Source organism: Mesorhizobium sp. XAP4, assembly GCF_029269325.1.
GTDB lineage: Bacteria > Pseudomonadota > Alphaproteobacteria > Rhizobiales > Rhizobiaceae > Mesorhizobium > Mesorhizobium ciceri.
The window spans coordinates 316813-336681 of the sequence record NZ_JARIXW010000002.1; the positions used below are offsets into that span (position 1 = coordinate 316813).

Sequence of the window (19869 nt, forward strand, 5' to 3'; positions counted from 1 at the left end):
CATGAACGAAGAAAAGGACATGGCCGACGCCCGCGCCCTCCTGGCAGATTACCGGGCGTCGATCGACAACATCGACGCAGCCCTCATCCACATGCTTGCCGAGCGCTTCCGCTGCACCAAGGCGGTTGGCGTGCTGAAGGCGACTCATGGCTTGCCGCCGGCCGACCCGGCACGCGAGCAGCAGCAGATCGCCCGGCTTCGCCAGCTGGCGAAGGATGCCCATCTCGACCCGGATTTCGCGGAAAAGTTCCTCAACTTCGTCGTCCGCGAAGTGATCCGCCACCACGAACAGATCGCCGCTTCCAACGGCGTGACGAAAACCAACTGAAACCCAATCAACGAACTTAGTTTTTAGGAGAAAAGAAATGCCCTTGAAGATCCGACTGGCCCGTGCGGGCTCGAAGAAGCGTCCTTACTACCACGTCGTCATTGCCGACGCCCGTTCGCCGCGTGACGGCCGGTTCATCGAGTCCATCGGCTCGTGGAACCCGCTGCTGCCCAAGGACGGCGAACGCGTCAAGGTCGACGCCGACCGCGTCAAGCATTGGCTGGCGCATGGCGCCCAGCCGACCGACCGCGTGCTGCGCTTCCTCGACGAGGCCGGCCTCGTCAAGCGCGACGCCCGTTCCAACCCGAAGAAGGCCGAGCCGGGCAAGAAGGCGCAGGAACGCGCTGCTCTTCTGAAGAAGGCGCAGGAAGATGCCGCTGCTGCCGTTGCCGCCGCCGCGGCTGCACCGGCCGAGGCGGAAGCCGCAACCGCCGAATAAGTATTTGCTCTATCGCATCCAGGAAAACGGCGGGCCATGTGCCCGCCGTTTTTTTCATTCGACCCTGTCTGTAAAAGCCGCCCGGTCAATAGCCGCGCGGGCAGCGGTCAATATAGACGCGGCCACGGCTATCGCGGTAGCGGCATTCGCCACGCTCGCTCGCCCGGCCGATCAGCGCGCCGGCAACAGCGCCGACAGCACCACCGACGACGGCGCCTTCAACCGGATCGCCGGCGACCGCCGCACCGACGGCAGCGCCACCGAGGCCGCCTACGGCCGCGCCTTTTTCCGTTTGCGAACAAGCGGCGAGCGGCACCAGCAGCGCCATCAAAAGCATCGTTTTCTTCATCGTCGTTCCTCTCCGATAGGAGCCGCCTCCGCCGCCGGGCGAATCTCTAACTCGCAACTCGACGATTCGATCCCTGAGATATTGCCCGGCAAAGGGTTCAGGCTTCGAGTTGAAAGCGGTGCTTCGATCCGGATCTAACGGCTGAACGGGATCAGCGCGCGGAGCCTGGGATCGCGCAGATACAGGCCACCCCACAGGATAATGCCGAGATAGACGCCGAACAGAATGTGCGAGAACAGCGGGTTGTCGACGCGGACATTGGTGGCGATGGCGCCGCCCATATAGGCGGTGAGCAGGATGGCGCCGAGCACCGAGGTGCGCGGCAGCGCATAGAGAGCGGTCGAGATCAGGCCGATGACGCCAAGCATGCGCGCGACATTCGGATCGGCCGGCCAGCCAAGCGGTACCATCGTCTGGACGACGATATCGAGCGGCGGCAGCTTGATGGCGCCGTCGAAGATCATGAACAGCACGATGACGCCGCTGAGCGCGCGGCCGGTCCACAAAGCGCCCGGCGAGACGGGCGCGGTTTCGGAAATGCTCATGATGGTCCCTCCTGATGGTTCTATCCCCTTCTTGCTGGGGTCGAACCAAGGACGTGGCATGGAGCGGCGATCCGACAGCGGGGCGGATTCTTTTAATCCCGCTAAGCCCGCGCGCCTTTGCCTACGAAAAATAGAACTTTTCCGCCGGGATCATCTTCGGCGGCGTTTCGCCCAGCGCCTCGAACACCGAGATTTCGCAGACACGGCAGAGGCTGTCGAGAGCGAGGTCGTTGGCTTCGGTGCCGAACGGATCCTCGAGCTCTTCCGACAGCGCGTCGAGGCCGAAGAAAGTATAGGCGATCAGCGCGGTGAACAGCGGCGTCGCCCAACCGGTGGTCGAGATCAGGCCGACCGGCAGCAGCAGGCAGACGATATAGGCCGTGCGATGCACCAGCAGCGTGTAGGCGAACGGCAAGGGCGTACCGGCGATCCGCTCGCAGCCGGCCTGGATGGCCGCGACCGACGCGAGCCTCTCATCGAGGATACGAAAGCCGATCGTGTCGACGTCGCCCGCCAGGCGCTGCGCATTGGCACGCCGGCCCATGCGCCTGACCATCTCATCCGCCGGATTGGAAAAGGCTGCTGCCTTGTCCGCCTCGGCGTCGATGAAGGCACGGGCATCCTTCATGCTGTCGATCTTGCGCAGCTGCCCGCGCAGGAAATGACAGAAGGCGAGCGCTTCCATCAGCAAGGCGCGCTGTTCAGTCTGGTCCGGGATGAGGCTGGTGGTGGCGCGTGCCAGGTTGCGCATTTCGAAGACCAGCGCGCCCCACAGCTTGCGCGCCTCCCACCAACGGTCGTAGGCGGCGTTGTTGCGGAACGAGAGATAGATCGACAATGTCACGCCGACCAGGCCGAAAGGCGTGATGTTGAAGACGCTGAAATCAAGCTGGAACCGGCGCGCCGCGGCCAGGATGATCGCGGAATAAAGCGCGAAGCCCAATATCTGCGGCAGAATGCGTGGCACGACCGAACCGCGCATGATGAAGAACAGCTGCAGGAATGTGGGGCGCGGGCGAACGATCATCGAAGGCCTTTCACGGACCGGCACTGGCCCTCAGCTTCTCTATTGTGCGATGCGACAGCTCTGCAAGCCCAGCCGCCAGCGACATCGCCATGTCGTCCTTGCAGCGCCTGGACTATCGGCACGCGCCGGTCGCGGATATTGAAGAGCACGTGGGCTGCGGCCCGTTTTTTTGCAGGCGAGGGAAGACAGATGGCCGGCGAAACCGATCTCAAGACACTGCTGGCGTCGATGACACCGGAGCTGCTCGCCGGCGCCTATGTCTTCGTCACGCTGGCACCCGGCGTCCCTCAGCCGGAAGGCGTTGAGCCGGTGATGGTGTTTCGCGAGCGCGAGGGTGTGACGCTGATCGTGACCGAGGAGGAGGCCAGCGCCGCGGCACTGACCGCTTCGTTCCGCTGCCGGATGCTGACGCTGAACATCCATTCGTCGCTGGAAGCCGTCGGCTTCCTCGCCGCCATCACCACGCGCCTGGCCGCCGCCGGCATGGGCGTGAACCCGGTTTCGGCCTTTTATCACGACCATCTGTTCGTTCCCGCCGATAGGGCGCAGGAGGCACTGAAGCTGCTGATCGGGCTGGCCGAGGACAACCGAGTGTAGCGCATCGGCGAAGCTGCCGATCTCCCCCTCGTGGGGGAGATTGGCCTTCATCAATGCTCCGCAAACCTTCAGCATCCCGGCCGAGGGCGGAGCCCGCGACCGCGGGCCAGCCGCGCTAGCGGCGGTGCGGCCCGTGAGCGAAAACTAAATCAGCCGTCAGGCCGCCTTCTTCTTCGGCTGGATCAGGCCGCGCTCGACCAAAAGCTCGGCGATCTGCACCGCGTTGAGTGCGGCGCCCTTGCGCAGATTGTCGGAGACGATCCACATCGACAGGCCGTTGTCGATGGTCGAATCCTCGCGGATGCGCGAGATGAAGGTGGCGTCCTCGCCGGCCGATTCCAGCGGCGTGATGTAGCCTCCGTCCTCGCGCTTGTCCAAGACCTGGCAACCTGGGGCTTCACGCAGGATATCCCGCGCGTCGTCGGCGGTGATCGGCTTTTCGAACTCGATGTTGACCGCTTCCGAGTGGCCGATGAACACCGGCACGCGCACGCAGGTCGCCGTCAGCTTGATCTTGGGGTCGAGCATCTTCTTGGTCTCGGCGACCATCTTCCACTCTTCCTTGGTGGAGCCGTCGTCGAGGAAGACGTCGATGTGCGGGATGACATTGAAGGCGATGCGCTTGGTGAACTTCTTGACCTCGACGCCATCGGCGACGAAGACCGCGCGGGTCTGGGTAAAGAGTTCGTCCATGCCTTCCTTGCCGGCGCCCGACACCGATTGATAGGTGGCGACGACGACGCGCTTGATGGTTGCGAAATCGTGCAGTGGCTTCAATGCCACCACCAATTGCGCCGTCGAGCAGTTCGGATTGGCGATGATGTTCTTGCGCGTGAACAGCGAGATCGCGTCCGGGTTCACTTCCGGCACGATCAGCGGCACGTCCTGGTCGTAGCGGAAGGCCGACGAATTATCGATGACGACGCAGCCCTGCTTGCCGATCTTCGGCGACCATTCCTTGGAGACGCTGCCGCCGGCCGACATGATGCAGATGTCGGTGTCGGAAAAATCATACTGGTCGAGCGTCTTCACCTTCAGCGTGCGGTCGCCGAACGACACTTCCGTGCCCTGGCTGCGCCGCGACGCCAGCGCCACGACTTCGCTTACCGGAAAGCCGCGCTCTTCCAATATGTTGAGCATTTCCCGGCCCACATTGCCCGTGGCGCCGACGATCGCTACCTTGAAACTCATCGAAAAATCTCCTGTCCCTCTCCGCTTGGTTTTTGGAGAAACCCGCTGGCCGCTGCGGGTTCCGTCCCCCGGGCCGAACCCGGGAGAGGGTGGTTAGGCCAAGGGAATCACACCGTTTTGGTGGTGGTTTTGCCAGTTTTCTCGGCCAAGAATGCGGTTTTGCTGAAACGAGGAGATGCGCCGACGCGCCCGGCCCAATGATGTGCATTGAGGCTGGGGGCATCGAATGCAGGAAGAGCCGTCAAAAGGCCGCGCATCGAAACTGTCCCGTTCGGTGCCGGCTTTTACGCGGTTTGCGTCAAGAGTCAATTGCCGAGCGGCGCCTGGTTTTGCGCGCGCCCTGTACAATCGCGGCTACGCGAAGTACGAACGGCCAAGATTGTTTGGCTGGCGCGAGGCCCGCCCCGGCATGTGCTCCGTGATGAGCGCGGACCCTAAAATTCCGAAAGAGTGAGATGTCCAACTTCGAAGCACTTGTTCCAGCGCTTGCCAGGGCGCTGGAGAAACGCGGCTATTCCGAGCTGACGCCCGTCCAGAAGGCGGTCGTGGCGCCCGAGCTCGGCGAGGCCGATGCGCTGGTTTCGGCGCAGACCGGCTCCGGCAAGACGGTGGCCTTCGGCCTCGCTCTGGCGCCGACCCTGCTTGAGGGCGCGGAGCGCTTCGGCCACGCCGCCGCACCACTGGCGCTGGCGGTGGCGCCGACGCGCGAACTCGCCTTGCAGGTGACGCGCGAACTGGAATGGCTCTACGAACTGACCGGCGCCACCGTGGCGTCCTGCGTCGGCGGCATGGACATGCGCTCGGAGCGGCGGGTGCTGGAGCGTGGCGCCCATATCGTCGTCGGCACGCCCGGCCGGCTGCGCGACCACATCACCCGGCGCTCGCTCGACATGTCGGCGCTGAAGGCGGTGGTGCTCGACGAGGCCGACGAGATGCTCGATCTCGGCTTTCGCGAAGACCTCGAATTCATCCTCGACGCCGCTCCGGCCGAACGCCGGACGCTGATGTTCTCGGCCACGGTGCCGCGCTCGATCGCCACGCTCGCCCAGGGCTATCAGCGCGATGCGGTGCGCATTTCGGCCGCCGGCGAGGAGAAGCAGCATCTCGACATCGAATATCGGGCGCTGAGCGTCGCCCAGCCCGACCGCGAGAACGCCATCATCAATGTGCTGCGCTATTATGAAGCCAAGAATGCGCTGGTGTTCTGCAACACGCGTGCCGCCGTCAATCATCTGACCGCGCGCTTCAACAACCGCAACTTCTCCGTCGTCGCCCTGTCGGGCGAGCTCAGCCAGAACGAGCGCAGCCATGCGCTGCAAGCGATGCGGGACGGCCGCGCAAAAGTCTGTATCGCCACCGATGTCGCGGCGCGCGGCATCGACCTGCCCAATCTTGAGCTGGTCATCCACGCCGATTTGCCGACCAACCCGGAAACGCTGCTGCACCGCAGCGGCCGCACCGGCCGCGCCGGGCGCAAGGGCGTCAGCGCGCTGATCGTGCCCAACAGCGCCCGCAAGCGCACCGAACGGCTGTTGCAGAACGCCGGCCTCAAGGCGACATGGGCGAGCCCGCCCTCGGCCGACGACGTGATGCGGCGCGACGACGAGCGCATCCTTGCCGATCCGGCTTTCGATGAGCCGGTGAAGGAGGACGAGCGCTCCTTCATCGACGCACTGCTCGCCAGGCATGGCGCCGAACAGGTGGCCGCTGCCTTCGTGCGCCAGTGCCGCGCCAGCCGCTCGGCCCCCGAGGACCTCATGGAGATCGCGCCCTTCACGCCGTCGCGTGAAAGACCGGCGGGCGAAGGTTTCGCGCGCCGCGACGAGGCGCCCAGCCGCCGCGACGATTTCGGCGACAGCGTCTGGTTCTCGCTGTCGATCGGGCGCCGGCAGAATGCCGAACCGCGCTGGCTCATCCCGATGCTATGCCGCACCGGCAGCATCTCGAAGCGAGAGATCGGCGCCATCAAGATGCAGCCGGAAGAGACCTACGTGCAGATCGCGGCGGATTGGGCAGACCGCTTCCTGGCCGCGATCGGTCCCGACCGGAAGCTGCAAGGCAACATCCTGGTGAAGCGGCTCGACGGTACGCCCGATCTGTCGCGCGCCGGCTATCAGCCGCCAAGCCCCGACAAGAAGCCGCATCGCGGCAAGGCGCCGTTCGATCCCAACGCGCCGAAGCGCAAATTCGAAAAACGTGCACCGGCAGCAGCCGATCAGCGCCCGACCGCCCCGCATGATGCAAAGCCCTGGGCGAAGAAGCCGGGCAAGCCGAAATTCGACACCTCTGGTGCACCCAAGCACAAGAAGGCGAAGAAGCGGCCTTCGTAAGACCGGGCAACGAGCCTCATTCGCCCGCATGACGCCGGCCGCATCCCGATGCGGTCTTGCCCATCGGTTCGGCCATGTGCCACACCTTGGCAGGGACGTGGCAAGTGGGGGTGGCAAATGCGCGGCAAAGTGCTTCACTATGACGAAGTCCAGGGCTTCGGCTTCATCACCGGAGCCGACGGCAACCGCTACACCTTCACCCGCGAAAACCTGCGCCGGGAAACCACTATGCGGAAGGGCGCGGGCGTGGAATTCCAGGCGGGCGGCGGCCAGGCGCGCGACGTCTTTTTGATCGCCGCCGAGACGGCTGCACCGGCCGGCGACGCTGGTACGAGCGCCGCGCCGACTCAAGCCGGTAACGCACCATCCGCTTCTGCGCCACAGGCCCAGCATTTCGGCCGTTCCTCCGGGCCGGCCGAGCCCAGCGATCTCTGGGGCTATTTCTGGCGTGGCGTGACGCAGAACTATTTCAATTTCGCCGGACGTGCCCGCCGCAAGGAATATTGGGGTTATTTCCTGTTCTGGGTGGTCTCGCTGCTTGTCATCGGCGGTATCGGTCTTTTCGCCGACAACGAAATGGGCAATTTCGACAGCAGCGTATCGGCGGCGGTAACCGTCGGCCTTTGCGGCACCTTCGTCCTGGCGACACTGCTGCCCAGCCTCGGCATGACCGTTCGCCGCATCCATGACATCGGCCTCTCGGGCTGGCTTTATCTGGTGGTGCTGATCCCGACCATCGGCAGCCTGATCATCCTGGTCTTCGCGCTGGTCCCGACGCAGGCCCGCGAAAACCAGTGGGGACCGGTGCCGGCGGGCGTCAGGGTCTAGGGATGATCGCCTTCAGCGCCTCGCCCGAAAGCCTGAGAAAGACCTTCTGGCCGTGGCGTTCTGCGCCAAGCCGGTCGTAGAAACGCTGCGCGCCTTCGTTCCAGTCCTCGCTGGTCAGGTCGATGCGGCCGATGCCTTCGCGCAGGCAATGATCGGCGAGAAAGCCGATCAGCGCCCGGCCGACACCAGCGTTGCGGGCTTTGTCGCGCACGAACAGGTCCTTGAGGAACAGCAGCCGCTCGAGATCGATACCGGGATGCGCGATCGCCACCGACGCCAGGCCGCTGACCTCGCCCTCGATGAAGGCGAGCGCGAAATGCGGATAGGCCGGGCTTTCCTCGCCAAGCCATTTTCGTGCCGCAGACAGGGCCCGGTCGGCATCGAGAGGCGGTTGCCGATAATGTTCCGCCATCTCGCAAACATGGTCGCGAGCGTCGTCGCGTCCTCGATCGTCGCCCAGCGGACGTCGACCGTCACGGTATCAGCCCAGGAATTTGGCGATGATCGCGTCGCCCATCTCAACCGTACCGACCTCGGTCATGCCATCGGACATGATGTCTTTCGTCCGCAGGCCCGCGTCGAGCACGGCGGCGATCGCGCCTTCGACGCGGTCGGCTTCATCGACCATGCCGAAGGAATAGCGCAGGCACATGGCGAAGGAGGCGATCATGGCGATCGGGTTGGCAATGCCCTTGCCGGCAATGTCGGGCGCCGAACCGTGCACCGGCTCGTAGAGCGCCTTGCGCTTCTTGGTCTTCACGTCAGGCGCGCCGAGCGAGGCCGACGGCAGCATGCCGATCGAGCCGGTCAGCATAGCGGCGATATCGGACAGCATATCGCCGAACAGATTGTCGGTGACGATGACGTCGAACTGCTTTGGCCAGCGCACCAGCTGCATGCCGCCGGCGTCGGCCAGCATGTGGTCGAGCTTGACGTCGGAATAGCGCGCCTTGTGGGTCTGGGTGACGACCTCGTTCCACAACACGCCCGACTTCATCACATTGCGCTTTTCCATCGAGGTGACGTGGTTCTTGCGGGTGCGCGCGAGTTCGAAGGCGACGCCCGAAATGCGCTCGATCTCGAACGTGTCGTAGACCTGCGTGTCGATGCCGCGCTTCTGTCCGTTGCCGAGATCGATGATCTGCTTGGGCTCGCCGAAATAGACGCCACCGGTCAGCTCGCGCACGATCAATATGTCGAGACCTTCGACCACCTCCTGCTTGAGCGAGGAGGACGCCGCCAGCGCCGGATAGCAGATGGCCGGGCGCAGATTGGCGAATAGCTCCATGTCCTTGCGCAGGCGCAGCAGGCCGGCTTCCGGGCGCACCTCGTAGGGCACCGCATCCCATTTCGGACCGCCGACGGCGCCGAACAGCACCGCGTCGGCCGCCATCGCCTTTTCCATGTCGGCATCGGAGATCGCCGCGCCATGCGCGTCATAGGCGCAGCCGCCGACCAGCCCCTCATCGGTGGCAAAACCGCTGCCGAGCCTGTCGTTCATGACCGCGATCAGTTTCTTGACCTCGGCCATGGCCTCAGGACCGATGCCGTCACCGGGGAGCAGGAAAAGATGCTTCGTTGCCATGGAGAAACCGTCCTGGAAAGAATGTGTTTCGATTTGCACAGCGTCCTTTGCGCCCCAAAAGGCGCGCGTCGCTGTGCGACCGCGGTCTTGCTAAACGCCAAGCGAGTTGCATGCAAGGGGACGAGCGCCGAGATCCTTCTGTCCCGCCAGCGTCGGAAGCGTCCTGTGGCCGTCTACCGATGCGAGAGAATGTTGATCAGCCGGCCGAACGGATCGCGGACGTAGAAGCGCCGCACGCCCCAGGGCTCGTCGGCCGGTCCGTATTCGATGGCAAAGCCCGCCGCCTGCATGGCGTCGAGCGCCGCATCGACATCGTCGACCTCGATGGAGAGGTCGGGCACCGGCGTGCCCGGAGCCGCCTTGCGCCATGAAGCTGACCTGGACATCCATCTTTGCTTGCGAGCCGTAGGTCGCGATCCAGCCGAGGTCCATCAGCAGGTCGAGACCGAGCACATCCTGGTAGAAACGCTTCGCCGCCGCGACATCCGCTGTCTCGATATTGGCAACGATGCGCTGGACTTTCATCGTCGGTCGCCCTTCAGGCCGTGCGCCGCAGCGCCGTCACCTCGATCTCGATCTTCATTTCCGGTTTGTTGAGCTGGCAGACGATCATCGTCGCTGCCGGCCTGATGTCACCGAACGTCTCGCCGAGGATCGGGAAGACTACATCCACGAAGGCCTGGTCGGTGATGTAGTAATGCGCCCGCACCACGTCAGCCATCTCGAAGCCGCCGTCCTTCAGCGCGTTGCCGATCGTCGCCAGGCAATTGCGCGTCTGCGCCTCCACCGTCTCCGGCATCGTCATCGTCGCATAGTCGTAGCCGGTGGTGCCGGACACAAAACACCAGTCGCCCTGCACCACGGCGCGCGAATAGCCGGCGGTCTTTTCGAACGGCGAACCGGTGGAGATGAGTTTGCGCATATGAGGGGCCTTGCTTGGGTTGTCGGCCAGCATTAGCAGGCGGAACGGCGCGGGTCGTGGGCCAAGCCAGGCAAACTGTTATCCCGGAAGCGAAGCGCGAACCTCCGAGATTGGTTGAAGCATCCCTTCCGTCGTCATCCTATGGCGGAGCAAGGAGCGTAGCGACGCGGCGCAGACCATAGGATGACGAAAGCGAGGGGGTGCTGCGCAACGCTAAAGCTTTAATTTGCCGCCCCCAGCGCCTTGTCCAACGCCGCCTTCACATCCGCCGGCCATGTCGCCACACCAGGCCACGCCTGCGGCTGGCCATTGTCGCCGCGGCGGGCGAAGTAGAGTTTGTGCTGGGCCGGGTCGACCGCCATGAAGCCGTCATTGCCGCCGCAGTCATGCGGCACGCAGCCGCTGGCGTAGAAGGCGCCCGAAGCGGTCTTTTCGGTGCCGCCGCCGACCAGCAGGCTGGTCGCCATGTCGGCCATGTCCTTGCCGAGCAGCTTTTCCGCTTCCTTGTAGACGGCCTCATTGTGGAAGGCGTCGATGATGTTCTGGTACTTTTCCGGATCGATGTCTTTCCAGTCCGTTCCGGGTTCCGGCATGTAGGTCAGATTGCCCGAAATCGTCAGCCCGTCGGTCGGCGACCATTGCAAAGCCGGCTTCTGATCTCCCGGCAACAGGTAGGGCACGAAATAGATGGCGTTGTCGGACACCGCCGAGGGCGGCGCGCCGCACTGGTCCTGCTCGACCGTGGTGCTCTGGATCGTGCCGCCTTCCGGTTTCCAGACGATCACCGTCGCCGGCCCGCATTGATTGCCGCCGTCGCCGACATCGAACAGCGCCACCTTGACGCCGCCGACCTCGACTGTTTTGTCGAAGAAGACATCGTAATTGCTGGCCAGCTGCTGACCGTCATAGGCGAGCACCTTCTCGCCGTACTGTTCCTTCTGGGTGATGGTCAGCGTGCCGCCTTCGAATGGGACGGGAGCTTGCTTGTCGTCATCGGAAGCATCGGCGGCGTTCGTCCCCTGATCGGCGGACGGCTGCTCCGTCGCCGGGGCCGGCTGTGTGGCGGGCGTCTGGGTCTGCGCAGACGCGCTGGCGATTTGCCCCAGCAACAAGGCCAGCCCGCAAAGGCCGGCAAGAAGCGAACGTGTCATGACTGTCCCTCCACTCAGTCGCCGCGAACCGGCCCGAAAGGCCAGATCCATCCGTCCGGAGCGCGCCGCTCAGGCCCAGGGGCGCTGTTCGGCGTTGCGCTTCTCGAACGAAGCGATGGCGCCGGCTTTCTCCATGGTCAGGCCGATGTCGTCGAGCCCGTTGAGCAGGCAGTGCCGCTTGAAGTCGTCGAGGTCGAATTTGACCACGCCGCCATCCGGCCCACGGATTTCCTTGGCTTCGAGGTCTACCGACACCGTGGCATTGGAGCCGCGCGAGGCGTCGTCCATCAGCTTCTCGAGATCCTCGGGGCTGACGGTGATCGGCAGGATGCCGTTCTTGAAGCAGTTGTTGTAGAAAATGTCGGCGAACGAGGTCGAGATGACGCAGCGAATACCGAAGTCGAGCAGCGCCCACGGCGCATGCTCTCGGCTGGAGCCGCAGCCGAAATTGTCGCCGGCGACCAGGATCTGCGCCTTGCGGTAGGCCGGCTTGTTGAGCACGAAATCCGGGTTTTCCGAACCGTCGTCCTTGTAGCGCATTTCGGCGAACAGGCCGGTGCCGAGCCCGGTGCGCTTGATCGTCTTGAGATAATCCTTGGGGATGATCATGTCGGTGTCGACATTGACGATCGGCATCGGAGCGGCGACGCCGGTGAGCTTGGTGAATTTTTCCATGGCTTTTGCCCGTGTTTTCGTTGCGGGGGAATTTGCTGAGGCCCGGTTTACACAAAGCCGGCGGCAAATAAAAGGCAACTGTTCGTGCATGGTGGCACAAGCCAGCCCGATGGTGCAATCTGGCGGCCATGGCAGAAAACGCACACGTCCTCTACGAAAGAGAACCCGCGCTCGACATCGCCGAATTCCGTCGCGTGCTGGTCGAATCCGGCCTCGGCGAAACACGGCCGATCGATGATGAAGCGCGGCTGCGGGCGATGCTGTCGGGCGCCAATCTGGTGCTGACCGCGCGCCTTGATATTCAGGGCAAGCCGCTGATCGGCGTCATCAGGGCGATCACCGACTTCTCCTGGGTCTGCTACATCTCCGAACTCGCCGTTTCCCGATCGGCACAGGGGCTCGGCATCGGCAAGGGCCTGATGGACGAGGCGCGCCGGCAGCTTGGACCATCGGTCGCCATCAACCTGATCTCCATGCCCGATGCCGTAGGCTTCTACGAACGTATCGGCATGAAGCGCATGGCCGACGCCTTCTGGTTCGACCGCAAGGGCTGAGGCTCGCTGGAAATACTGTTCCGCAACCGTGGCGATCCTTCGCGCCAGCGTCAAAAAGGACATTCCCTTTGCCCGCTCAAATCACATTCAATTCCCGGAACGCCCTTCCCTCCGCCACCCGCTCATACCCGAACGCCGAGCAATCCACCGTGCGATAACCGCCATGCACGATCAGCTCGGCCAGCGCTTTGCCCACTGCTGGCGCCTGCTGCAGGCCGTGGCCGGAAAAGCCGTTGGCGAACAGGAAATTGCCGACGTCGGGATGCGGACCGATCACCGCGTTCTGGTCGAGCGTGTTGTAGTCGTAGTGGCCGGCCCAGGCACGGGTCGGCTTGATCGCCTCGAAGGCGGGAATACGGGTCGCCAGCACCGGCCAGATCACCTCTTCGAACAGTGGCCAGTCTACCTCGAAGTCGCCGGGATCGGGTGCGCAGTCGCCTTCCTCCGGTTCGGCGCCGCCGGTGAGGTAGACCGAGCCTTCCGGACGGACATAGATGCCGGAGGGATCGACCAGCAGCGGCATGTCGGCATATTTCTCGCGCGCCTCGAAGACGAAGACATTGCGCTTGCGCGGCTCGACCGGCAGCTCGAGCCCGGCCATGGCAGCCACCTTGCCGGCGTTAGGGCCGGCGGCGTTGACGACGATGCCAGCCTCCAGCGTCTCGCCATTGCCCAGGCTCACTCCCGTGACGCGGTTGCCATCGCGCGCGATGCCGGTGACATCTGCGGCGATGAAATCGACTTTCTTCTGCCGCAGCGCCTTGCGGAACAGCGTCAGCATCGCATGCGCGTCGAACCAGCCTTCGCCGGTGCGGCCATAGGCGCCGGCTGAAATGCCCTCGGTCGACAGCCATGGGAACCGGCGCACCAGCTGATCCGCGTCCTCCAGCACAATGTCGGCGCCCTCGGCGATCTGCGCCTGGTGATTGCTCCTCAGGATCGGCAAGCCGTCCTCGCCGGCAAGGATGAGGTAGCCGCCCTCGCGAAAGCCGATATCGGCGTCATCCCCGAACTCTTCCTTCAGCCGCCGGAACAGCTTCAGCGTGAACTGCGACAGGCGGATGTTTTCCGGGATCGAGAATTGCTGGCGGATCGAGGCCATGGACAGCGTCGTTGCCGCATGCGCGAATTGCGGATCACGCTCGATCAGCGCGATCGTGCCGGAAAACCCTTGCTCACGCAGGTAATAGGCGACCGAGGAGCCGACGATGGCTCCGCCGATGATGACGATGTCGTAGCGCATGTTCTCTCCGATCCGGCCGATAGTGTCCTTCATGCCACCGGCAGAATGACCTCGAAGCGCGTGCCGCGCTCGCTGTCAACCAGCGCGATCATACCATCATGCGCTTTCAGGAGGGCCAGCACGATGCCGAGGCCCATGCCGGTGCCGCCCTGTTCGCGCCGCGTGGTGAAGAACGGCTCGAAAATGCGCGCCCGGTTGCTCGGCGAAATGCCGGCACCGTCGTCGCTGACCAGGATGCTCGCCTTGCCGCCGGCGCTCGTAGCGGAGACAGAAACCTGCATCGCGCCATGCCTGGCCGAATTGTCGATGAGATTGGCCAGCACGATAGCCGCGTTCTCGGCCGATATGCGCAATCTGATGTCGCCGCCGGCCCCGATGCTAACCGCGAGCCTGTTGTCGACGGGCAGCAGCGACAGTGCCGCACCGAGCGATGTGCTTTCGCCGCTCGGCGCCAGGTTTTCGGCGCGTGCCAGGTCGAGCAGGCGCCGCACCAGCAGATTGAGCCGCCCCGCATCGGTGACGATATTGTTGGAGAAACGCCGCCGCTCCGCATCGTCCATCGCGCCACCGGAATCGCGCAGCAATTCGGCCGCGCCCTGGATCGCCGTCAGCGGCGATTTGAGCTCATGCGAGACATGTGTGGCGAAAGTCTGGACCGAGTCCGAGCGCGCCTGAAGCTTCTCGGCCATGTCGAGGAAGGCGGCGGACAGCTCCGCCATCTCTCGCGTGCCGTGGTGGTCGAGCGGCCGGATCGCCGTGCGGTCGCCGGCGGCGATGCGCTCGGTGCGGTCGATCAGCGCATAGATCGGCCGGCTGACGGTGCGCAGGAAGATGAGACCGATGAGCAGCGTGCCGCCGAGAATGGCGATCGCCGCCAACGTCACCTTGCCACGTTCGCCATAGAGATGCTTGATGATGTTGTTGGGCGTCCGCGACACATAGACGACGCCGGCGACCTGGCCGTCGACAGCGACCGGCAGGGCGACGAAGACACGCACCTTGGTGCCGCGGCTGACCGAATAGAGCGGTGGCGTCGGCTGGTCGGGAATGCGCAGCCTGAGCGCGCTGGCATAGTGGCCGGCAAGTGCTGTGCGCACCTCTTCGACCGCACTGAGCGACTGGCCGACCTCGCCGCGCCCGGCAATGACGACGCCCCGGGGGTCGAGCAGCCGGAAGCCGGCCAACGTGGTTTTCTGGGTGGCGTCGAGGATGCCGGACACGCGCGCGCCGATCACCGCGAAGGCGGGATCGACGATCACCGGCATCGCCGCCGGCCGGGTCGGCAGGACATAATCCGAGGCAAGATCGAGCTGCGGTTCGATTGGCCTGTAGAGCGGGTCCGGATTGACGCTGCGGCTTGAATCCCCACTTGGCTCCGGCATCGGCGCACCGAGCTTTTCCGGTGGGATGCCGGCGTCACGTACATCCCGCGCATAGATGGCGGCGATGGCAGCGCCTTGCGCGATCAGCTCCGCCTCGGTCTGGCGGATCAGCTGGTTCTCGTAGAGGCGGAAGAAGAACAGGCCGACCAGTGGCAAGGCCATCACCATGATCAGGATGGCGACGACGACCGTGGCAAGCCGTGGCCGCCATTTGCGGCCGATCCATTTGCTGGAGGCCGTCAGCCGCATCGGCCAAGTCGGAAGCCGACGCCATGCACCGTCTCGATGACATTTGGGCAACCCACAGCTGCCAGTTTGGCGCGGATGTTGCGGATGTGGCTGTCGACGGTGCGGCCGGCGACGTGGATGTTTGCGGCATAGGCGCTGGCCGTCACCGCGTCGCGGTCGAGCACATGCGCCGGCCGCGCCAGGAACCCCTTCAGGATCGAGAACTCTATTCCTGTCAACGATAACGGCTTGCCGTCGAAGCTGGCGGTATGGCTGGCCGGCGCCAGAGCCAGTTTGCCATGCGAAAACTGCCTGTCGTCGGCCGGTTCGGGCGCCGCCGGGCGGGCGCGCCGCAGGATGACGTTGACGCGGGCAACCAGCTCGCGCGGGCTGAATGGTTTCGTCACATAGTCGTCGCCGCCCATTTCGAGCCCGAGGATGCGGTCGATCTCCTCGTCGCGCGCAGAGAGGAACAGCACCGGCACATCGGATATGTGCCGCAGCCGCCGGCAGACCTCCAGCCCGTCCATTTCCGGCATGCCGATATCGAGCACGACGAGGTCCGGTGCCCGGCGGCCGATTGCCTGCAAGGCGGCGGCACCGTCGGCCACCCCTGTCGTTTTCATGCCGGCCTTCTCCAAGGCAAAGCAGATCACCTCGCGGATGTGCGGGTCATCGTCGGCGACGAGGATGTGATACGGCATGGATCAGCGGCCCGGCATGGAAGGTTCGATAGCGGAGGGAATCACGAACGGCTCCTTGGTGTCGAGATATCGAAGCAGCCGCCAGTCGCGAAAGCTCCAGGCCCGCCAGTTCTGCTGGATAGTTCGATACCAGATTTCGTCGCTGCCGCGCACGCCGGCCAGTTCGCGGACAGTGCCGGCGGCTGTCGTCTTGCCCTGGTGCTCGAGGAAGCGATCAAGCGCGGGAAACGCGCCCGGACCGAGCGAGTGAAGATACCAGGCGTCTAGGGGAATGCCCTGGCCGGTCATTTCGAGGGAATGGTCGACATTGTAATTGGCGATCGTTGCTGCGAAATTGATGAAACAGCCGGCATAAAGCGTCAGGGATAACGTCAGAAGATTGGCGGACAGCAGCCATTCGTTGGATTTTCTAAGCGCGATGCGGGCAATGATCAGGGCAAGGCCTGCTGCCACCAGCCCCATCCAGACAAAGGCGGCGACGCGCCAGTAGGTCAATGCATAGATGCCGATATAGAGGTCGAGCCGCAGGATCGACGAGATGACCAGCATGATGTTCTGCGCCACCCAGACATAGACCAGCCGGCGGATCAGCGGATCGGCCGAGGTTTCGCTGCCGGGTCGCAGCGCTGCCAGCACGAAGCCGGCGGCAAGCAGTGCCGTGACGATCAAGGGATAGGCGCCACGATGCGCGTAGGAGGCGTAGCTCAGCCCATCGGGAAGCGCTGCCCCGCCCCACAGATAGGCGGCGTCGAGCGCCGTCTGCAGCGCAAACAGGATGTTGAAGACGATCAGGGCGCGCAGGATGGCGGCCTTGCCGAACAGGATGTCTTCGATGGTGGTGGCGGTTTTGCCGGCTTGAGCGCCGACCGCCGGCAACGCGCGCGGGATGCGGCGAACCAGGCGCGGTCGCAGAAAAGCCCAGACAGCGGCGAGCACGAACAGCCAGAAGGCAATCCGCGCCAGCTGGATAAGATCGAGCAGCCTCACGAGATCGATCAGCGACAGCCAATAGTCGATGACCGGATTGGCGGCACCGAACAGCGCCAGGAAGACCGCGCCCAGCGTCAGCGGCATCACCCAGACGGCGATCGCCGCCAGCCGGATGCGACGCCCACCGAACCGCCGCGCCGTCCTGCGCCAGCGGATGAAATCAATGACGAAGCGGAACGGCGCCGCCAGCCCGAACAGCACGATCTGCCCGGCAATGCGGGCGATGCTGTGCCGCAGCCGGCCGCTCAACGAAAGCGCGAAGACGGTCAGCGCCGCCAGCGCGATCGAGACCGACAGGGTGCTGACATTTTCAGCCAGCGGCAGCAGCGCGACAAGCATGGCGATGGGCTTGAGCCAGACCCGGCCGTCGTTGAAGGCGGCCGGGTGCACAGCGACGACCGCCGCGGCAATCAGCAGGGCGAACAGGAAAACCGTGATCCCGGCGGGCTGGCCATAGAACAGAAAATCCGCGAGCGCTGCCAGCAGGATGGCGACACCGAAACGGCTGCAATAGCTCGGCGCGGCGGAGAACAACGCTGTCATGACCTGGCTTTCCTGATGGCTTCCAGCCGAACCGTTGGCGGGCTTCTGCGGACAAACGGAATGAGGGTTGCGACGGGACACGCGCGCGGCGGATCGGCCAGCCACCAGCCCTCGCTACGCAGTCGGTGAGGCAGGGACCAACGGGGCTTTGCTCGCTTGTGCATGCCGCTTGTCTCGCAAGCGGGCGGGGAAACGGCAGGGCGGATCCGAGGAGGTTTTCCGCAGGCCCGTGCAGTTTTCGTGCAGGGGTAAACGCTACCAATCTCCCCCCTCGAGGGGGGAGATTGGCAGCTTCATGCCCGAGCTTGCCTCACCCGCCCACAAGCGGCATAGATCATCCATGGAAACCTATCGCCTGCGCCGCTCCGTGCTCTACATCCCGGCCTCCAGCGACAAGGCCTTGGCCAAGATCGCGCAGCTTGCCTGCGATGCCATCATCATCGACCTGGAAGACGCCGTCGCTCCGGCCGACAAGATCGCCGCCCGCGAAAAACTGGCCGGCATTTTCGCCGGCCATTCCGAGAGACGCTGCGAGATGATCGTGCGCATCAATGCGATATCAGGCGAATGGGGCGCCGACGACCTGCTGGCGGCCGCAAGCTGCGAACCCGACGGCATCCTTCTGCCCAAGGTCGACACGCCGCGCGACCTGCTCGAGGCCGGCGACGTGCTCGACGATAATTTCGCTCCCCACAGCGTGAAACTATGGGCGATGATCGAGACGCCCAAGGCGCTGCTCAACATCGGCGCCATCGCCGAACTTGGCCGCGATCCGGCCTCGCGGCTCAATTGTTTCGTTGCCGGAACGAATGATCTGGTCAAGGAGACCGGCATTCTGGCGACGCCTGACAGGCGCTACCTCGTGCCATGGCTGATGCAGATGGTGCTGGCCGCACGCGCCGGCGGCATCGACATGCTCGACGGCGTCTCCAACGATTTTCGCGACCTCGACGCTTTCGCCCATGAATGCGCGGAAGCCGCGGCCATGGGGTTCGACGGCAAGAGCCTCATCCACCCGGCCCAGATCGAAGCCGCCAACCGCGCCTTCGTGCCGTCCACGGAAGCGGTGGCCGAGGCACGCTCGGTGAAGGAAGCCTTCGCGCTCGCCGAGAATGCCGGCAAGGGCGTGATCGCGCTGAACGGCAGGATGGTCGAGCGGCTGCATCTGGCGCAGGCCGAAAAACTGCTGGCGAAGGCAGCCGCCATCGGGTCATAAATGCTCGATGGATGCGAGCGGGCTACAGCTACTCACGACAGGAATTGAACAATGAAACTCTACCGCTTTCTGTCCGCTCCGGACGATGCCAGCTTCTGCCACAAGGTGACAGCGGCGCTGAACAAGGGCTGGCATCTGTTCGGCTCGCCGACCTATGCCTACGACAAGAAGGCCAAAGCGATGCGTTGCGGCCAGGCCGTGGTCAAGGATATCGACGGTCAGGAATACGGGCCCGATACCAAGCTGAGTGACTGGTAGATTTGAAAAGCTCCGACGCAGGGTGTGTTGAGATTCAGGTCAGGCCGAGTCGAAAATGGTGGTTTCCGAGAACCGGAGCGGAGCGTACTTTTGGGTACGTGAGCACAGTTCTACCGCGACGCGGTAGAGCGGGGAAGCGCAGGAAGCCATCATTTGCAGGCCGGCATCACCTGAATATCAGCGCACCCTACTCCGCCGCCTCTTCGATCTTCTCCATATCTTCGTCCGACAGGCCGAAATGGTGGCCGATCTCGTGGATCAGCACGTGGGTGACGATGTCGCCCAGCGTCTCTTCGTTCTCGGACCAGTAATCGAGGATGGCGCGGCGGTAGAGCGTGATGCGGTTCGGGCCTTCCCCGGTCTGCGGGTTCCAGCGCTCGGCGATGCCGCGTCCCTCGAACAGGCCGAGCAGGTCGAATGGCGTTTCCAGCGACAGATCGTCCATGATTTCGTCGGTCGGGAATTCGGCGATCTGGATGACGATCTCGCCGGTCAGCTTGCGAAAATCCTCCGGCAGATGGGCGTACGCCTCCAGCGCCAGGAACTCCATTTCGTCCATCGAGGGCGAGAGTTCGTCGTGCCAGGTGCGGGTCTTGTAGATGCGGGCCATGCTTTGTCCTTTGATCCCGGCATATAGGCTTTCGCACCGGAATCGGCAAATGAACGGGCCGATGCGCCTGCGCCATCCCTGCAGAGAGGAATAAATTCCCCATGACTCTGCTTGACTCTTGGGATGCGCTCTGGAATCTATAGGAACATAACAGGAACAATTGTGAGTGGAAGC

Annotated in this window: 23 protein-coding genes and 1 pseudogene; 8 read left to right on the forward strand and 16 right to left on the reverse strand. The window is 64.1% G+C overall.

What is annotated here, in order from left to right; genetic code table 11:
• Position 1 precedes the first annotated feature (1 nt).
• Positions 2-328, forward strand: a complete 327-nt coding sequence (locus tag P3C39_RS10455; RefSeq protein WP_013528801.1) for a chorismate mutase — start codon at positions 2-4, stop codon at positions 326-328.
• Between the two features lie 37 nt (positions 329-365).
• Positions 366-767 (forward strand): 30S ribosomal protein S16, encoded by a 402-nt coding sequence (gene rpsP / locus P3C39_RS10460; protein ID WP_013528800.1) that lies wholly within the window; start codon positions 366-368, stop codon positions 765-767.
• Positions 768-852: 85 nt separating this feature from the next.
• Here rpsP and P3C39_RS10465 read toward each other — a convergent pair whose 3' ends face one another.
• The 3 genes from P3C39_RS10465 to P3C39_RS10475 all read right to left on the reverse strand — a co-directional run bounded on the left by P3C39_RS10465 (position 853) and on the right by P3C39_RS10475 (position 2688).
• Positions 853-1116 (reverse strand): glycine zipper domain-containing protein, encoded by a 264-nt coding sequence (locus P3C39_RS10465; RefSeq protein ID WP_013528799.1) that lies wholly within the window; start codon positions 1114-1116, stop codon positions 853-855.
• A 134-nt stretch (positions 1117-1250) separates the two neighbouring features.
• On the reverse strand, positions 1251-1661 hold the full coding sequence (locus P3C39_RS10470; RefSeq protein ID WP_013528798.1) for a DoxX family protein: 411 nt from the start codon (positions 1659-1661) through the stop codon (positions 1251-1253).
• Between the two features lie 121 nt (positions 1662-1782).
• On the reverse strand, positions 1783-2688 hold the full coding sequence (locus P3C39_RS10475) for a bestrophin family ion channel (RefSeq protein WP_027162876.1): 906 nt from the start codon (positions 2686-2688) through the stop codon (positions 1783-1785).
• 189 nt (positions 2689-2877) lie between these two features.
• On the opposite strand from P3C39_RS10475, the gene P3C39_RS10480 reads away from it, so the two are divergent.
• Positions 2878-3285: an ACT domain-containing protein gene (locus P3C39_RS10480; protein WP_275953411.1), complete on the forward strand. Its 408-nt coding sequence runs from the start codon at positions 2878-2880 to the stop codon at positions 3283-3285.
• A gap of 156 nt (positions 3286-3441) precedes the next feature.
• On the opposite strand, the gene P3C39_RS10485 is transcribed toward P3C39_RS10480, so the two are convergent.
• Positions 3442-4476: an aspartate-semialdehyde dehydrogenase gene (locus P3C39_RS10485; RefSeq protein ID WP_013528795.1), complete on the reverse strand. Its 1035-nt coding sequence runs from the start codon at positions 4474-4476 to the stop codon at positions 3442-3444.
• Between the two features lie 107 nt (positions 4477-4583).
• Positions 4584-4733 carry a hypothetical protein gene (locus P3C39_RS10490; protein WP_167355191.1) on the reverse strand — a complete coding sequence of 50 codons (150 nt, stop codon included), beginning with the start codon at positions 4731-4733 and terminating at the stop codon, positions 4584-4586.
• 198 nt (positions 4734-4931) lie between these two features.
• Here P3C39_RS10490 and P3C39_RS10495 point away from each other — a divergent pair, with 198 nt between their 5' ends.
• Together P3C39_RS10495 and P3C39_RS10500 are read left to right on the forward strand one after the other, a co-directional pair.
• Positions 4932-6806 carry a DEAD/DEAH box helicase gene (locus P3C39_RS10495; RefSeq protein WP_063169562.1) on the forward strand — a complete coding sequence of 625 codons (1875 nt, stop codon included), beginning with the start codon at positions 4932-4934 and terminating at the stop codon, positions 6804-6806.
• Positions 6807-6923: 117 nt separating this feature from the next.
• The gene (locus P3C39_RS10500; RefSeq protein ID WP_275953410.1) at positions 6924-7634 is read left to right on the forward strand and encodes a DUF805 domain-containing protein; all 711 of its coding nucleotides are present in this window, start codon (positions 6924-6926) and stop codon (positions 7632-7634) included.
• On the opposite strand, the gene P3C39_RS10505 is transcribed toward P3C39_RS10500, so the two are convergent.
• The 6 genes and pseudogenes from P3C39_RS10505 to leuD form a co-directional block, all read right to left on the reverse strand.
• Complete coding sequence (locus tag P3C39_RS10505; RefSeq protein ID WP_275953409.1) at positions 7624-8046, reverse strand: GNAT family N-acetyltransferase; 423 nt, start codon at positions 8044-8046, stop codon at positions 7624-7626. The genes P3C39_RS10500 and P3C39_RS10505 overlap by 11 nt on opposite strands.
• A 69-nt stretch (positions 8047-8115) precedes the next feature.
• Positions 8116-9219, reverse strand: coding sequence for a 3-isopropylmalate dehydrogenase (leuB, locus tag P3C39_RS10510; protein WP_013528791.1), 1104 nt, complete (start codon positions 9217-9219; stop codon positions 8116-8118).
• Between the two features lie 173 nt (positions 9220-9392).
• A pseudogene (locus tag P3C39_RS10515) lies at positions 9393-9744 on the reverse strand (VOC family protein).
• Between the two features lie 13 nt (positions 9745-9757).
• Positions 9758-10141, reverse strand: coding sequence for a RidA family protein (locus tag P3C39_RS10520; RefSeq protein WP_063173828.1), 384 nt, complete (start codon positions 10139-10141; stop codon positions 9758-9760).
• 221 nt (positions 10142-10362) lie between these two features.
• Positions 10363-11292, reverse strand: coding sequence for a hypothetical protein (locus P3C39_RS10525; protein ID WP_063173391.1), 930 nt, complete (start codon positions 11290-11292; stop codon positions 10363-10365).
• Between the two features lie 69 nt (positions 11293-11361).
• A complete protein-coding gene (gene leuD, locus P3C39_RS10530) occupies positions 11362-11967 on the reverse strand; it encodes a 3-isopropylmalate dehydratase small subunit (RefSeq protein ID WP_013528787.1) in 606 nt (201 codons plus the stop codon).
• Positions 11968-12095: 128 nt separating this feature from the next.
• On the opposite strand from leuD, the gene P3C39_RS10535 reads away from it, so the two are divergent.
• Entirely contained in the window at positions 12096-12521 is a 426-nt protein-coding gene (locus P3C39_RS10535) for a GNAT family N-acetyltransferase (RefSeq protein WP_275953408.1), read from the forward strand.
• Between the two features lie 76 nt (positions 12522-12597).
• Here P3C39_RS10535 and P3C39_RS10540 read toward each other — a convergent pair whose 3' ends face one another.
• The 4 genes from P3C39_RS10540 to P3C39_RS10555 are packed head-to-tail and all read right to left on the reverse strand — an operon-like array spanning position 12598 to position 17611.
• Entirely contained in the window at positions 12598-13764 is a 1167-nt protein-coding gene (locus P3C39_RS10540) for an FAD-binding oxidoreductase (protein WP_013528785.1), read from the reverse strand.
• Positions 13765-13793: 29 nt separating this feature from the next.
• Positions 13794-15395, reverse strand: coding sequence for an ATP-binding protein (locus P3C39_RS10545; RefSeq protein WP_275953407.1), 1602 nt, complete (start codon positions 15393-15395; stop codon positions 13794-13796).
• Complete coding sequence (locus tag P3C39_RS10550) at positions 15386-16078, reverse strand: response regulator transcription factor (protein WP_275953406.1); 693 nt, start codon at positions 16076-16078, stop codon at positions 15386-15388. Before P3C39_RS10550 ends, P3C39_RS10545 begins: the two co-directional genes overlap by 10 nt.
• 3 nt (positions 16079-16081) lie before the next feature.
• Positions 16082-17611 carry a DUF4173 domain-containing protein gene (locus P3C39_RS10555; RefSeq protein WP_275953405.1) on the reverse strand — a complete coding sequence of 510 codons (1530 nt, stop codon included), beginning with the start codon at positions 17609-17611 and terminating at the stop codon, positions 16082-16084.
• Positions 17612-17951: 340 nt separating this feature from the next.
• Here P3C39_RS10555 and P3C39_RS10560 point away from each other — a divergent pair, with 340 nt between their 5' ends.
• A complete protein-coding gene (locus P3C39_RS10560; RefSeq protein ID WP_275953404.1) occupies positions 17952-18827 on the forward strand; it encodes a CoA ester lyase in 876 nt (291 codons plus the stop codon).
• Between the two features lie 51 nt (positions 18828-18878).
• Positions 18879-19085, forward strand: coding sequence for a DUF1737 domain-containing protein (locus P3C39_RS10565; RefSeq protein WP_013528780.1), 207 nt, complete (start codon positions 18879-18881; stop codon positions 19083-19085).
• 187 nt (positions 19086-19272) lie between these two features.
• Here the strand turns inward: P3C39_RS10565 and P3C39_RS10570 are convergent, their stop codons facing one another.
• A complete protein-coding gene (locus P3C39_RS10570; protein WP_013528779.1) occupies positions 19273-19695 on the reverse strand; it encodes a metallopeptidase family protein in 423 nt (140 codons plus the stop codon).
• Between the last annotated feature and the right edge of the window lie 174 nt (positions 19696-19869).

What these genes read in the sequence shown, in the direction of transcription:
- P3C39_RS10470 (WP_013528798.1), bottom strand. Translation starts at nt 1,661, where the DNA reads ATGAGCATTTCCGAAACCGCGCCCGTCTCGCCGGGCGCTTTGTGGACC.
- P3C39_RS10535 (WP_275953408.1), top strand. Translation starts at nt 12,096, where the DNA reads ATGGCAGAAAACGCACACGTCCTCTACGAAAGAGAACCCGCGCTCGAC.
- P3C39_RS10565 (WP_013528780.1), top strand. Translation starts at nt 18,879, where the DNA reads ATGAAACTCTACCGCTTTCTGTCCGCTCCGGACGATGCCAGCTTCTGC.
- P3C39_RS10525 (WP_063173391.1), bottom strand. Translation starts at nt 11,292, where the DNA reads ATGACACGTTCGCTTCTTGCCGGCCTTTGCGGGCTGGCCTTGTTGCTG.
- P3C39_RS10545 (WP_275953407.1), bottom strand. Translation starts at nt 15,395, where the DNA reads ATGCGGCTGACGGCCTCCAGCAAATGGATCGGCCGCAAATGGCGGCCA.
- P3C39_RS10455 (WP_013528801.1), top strand. Translation starts at nt 2, where the DNA reads ATGAACGAAGAAAAGGACATGGCCGACGCCCGCGCCCTCCTGGCAGAT.
- P3C39_RS10570 (WP_013528779.1), bottom strand. Translation starts at nt 19,695, where the DNA reads ATGGCCCGCATCTACAAGACCCGCACCTGGCACGACGAACTCTCGCCC.
- P3C39_RS10560 (WP_275953404.1), top strand. Translation starts at nt 17,952, where the DNA reads ATGGAAACCTATCGCCTGCGCCGCTCCGTGCTCTACATCCCGGCCTCC.
- P3C39_RS10485 (WP_013528795.1), bottom strand. Translation starts at nt 4,476, where the DNA reads ATGAGTTTCAAGGTAGCGATCGTCGGCGCCACGGGCAATGTGGGCCGG.
- P3C39_RS10490 (WP_167355191.1), bottom strand. Translation starts at nt 4,733, where the DNA reads ATGCGCGGCCTTTTGACGGCTCTTCCTGCATTCGATGCCCCCAGCCTC.
- P3C39_RS10555 (WP_275953405.1), bottom strand. Translation starts at nt 17,611, where the DNA reads ATGACAGCGTTGTTCTCCGCCGCGCCGAGCTATTGCAGCCGTTTCGGT.
- leuB (WP_013528791.1), bottom strand. Translation starts at nt 9,219, where the DNA reads ATGGCAACGAAGCATCTTTTCCTGCTCCCCGGTGACGGCATCGGTCCT.
- P3C39_RS10500 (WP_275953410.1), top strand. Translation starts at nt 6,924, where the DNA reads ATGCGCGGCAAAGTGCTTCACTATGACGAAGTCCAGGGCTTCGGCTTC.
- P3C39_RS10475 (WP_027162876.1), bottom strand. Translation starts at nt 2,688, where the DNA reads ATGATCGTTCGCCCGCGCCCCACATTCCTGCAGCTGTTCTTCATCATG.
- P3C39_RS10550 (WP_275953406.1), bottom strand. Translation starts at nt 16,078, where the DNA reads ATGCCGTATCACATCCTCGTCGCCGACGATGACCCGCACATCCGCGAG.
- P3C39_RS10520 (WP_063173828.1), bottom strand. Translation starts at nt 10,141, where the DNA reads ATGCGCAAACTCATCTCCACCGGTTCGCCGTTCGAAAAGACCGCCGGC.
- rpsP (WP_013528800.1), top strand. Translation starts at nt 366, where the DNA reads ATGCCCTTGAAGATCCGACTGGCCCGTGCGGGCTCGAAGAAGCGTCCT.
- leuD (WP_013528787.1), bottom strand. Translation starts at nt 11,967, where the DNA reads ATGGAAAAATTCACCAAGCTCACCGGCGTCGCCGCTCCGATGCCGATC.
- P3C39_RS10505 (WP_275953409.1), bottom strand. Translation starts at nt 8,046, where the DNA reads ATGGCGGAACATTATCGGCAACCGCCTCTCGATGCCGACCGGGCCCTG.
- P3C39_RS10480 (WP_275953411.1), top strand. Translation starts at nt 2,878, where the DNA reads ATGGCCGGCGAAACCGATCTCAAGACACTGCTGGCGTCGATGACACCG.
- P3C39_RS10465 (WP_013528799.1), bottom strand. Translation starts at nt 1,116, where the DNA reads ATGAAGAAAACGATGCTTTTGATGGCGCTGCTGGTGCCGCTCGCCGCT.
- P3C39_RS10495 (WP_063169562.1), top strand. Translation starts at nt 4,932, where the DNA reads ATGTCCAACTTCGAAGCACTTGTTCCAGCGCTTGCCAGGGCGCTGGAG.
- P3C39_RS10540 (WP_013528785.1), bottom strand. Translation starts at nt 13,764, where the DNA reads ATGCGCTACGACATCGTCATCATCGGCGGAGCCATCGTCGGCTCCTCG.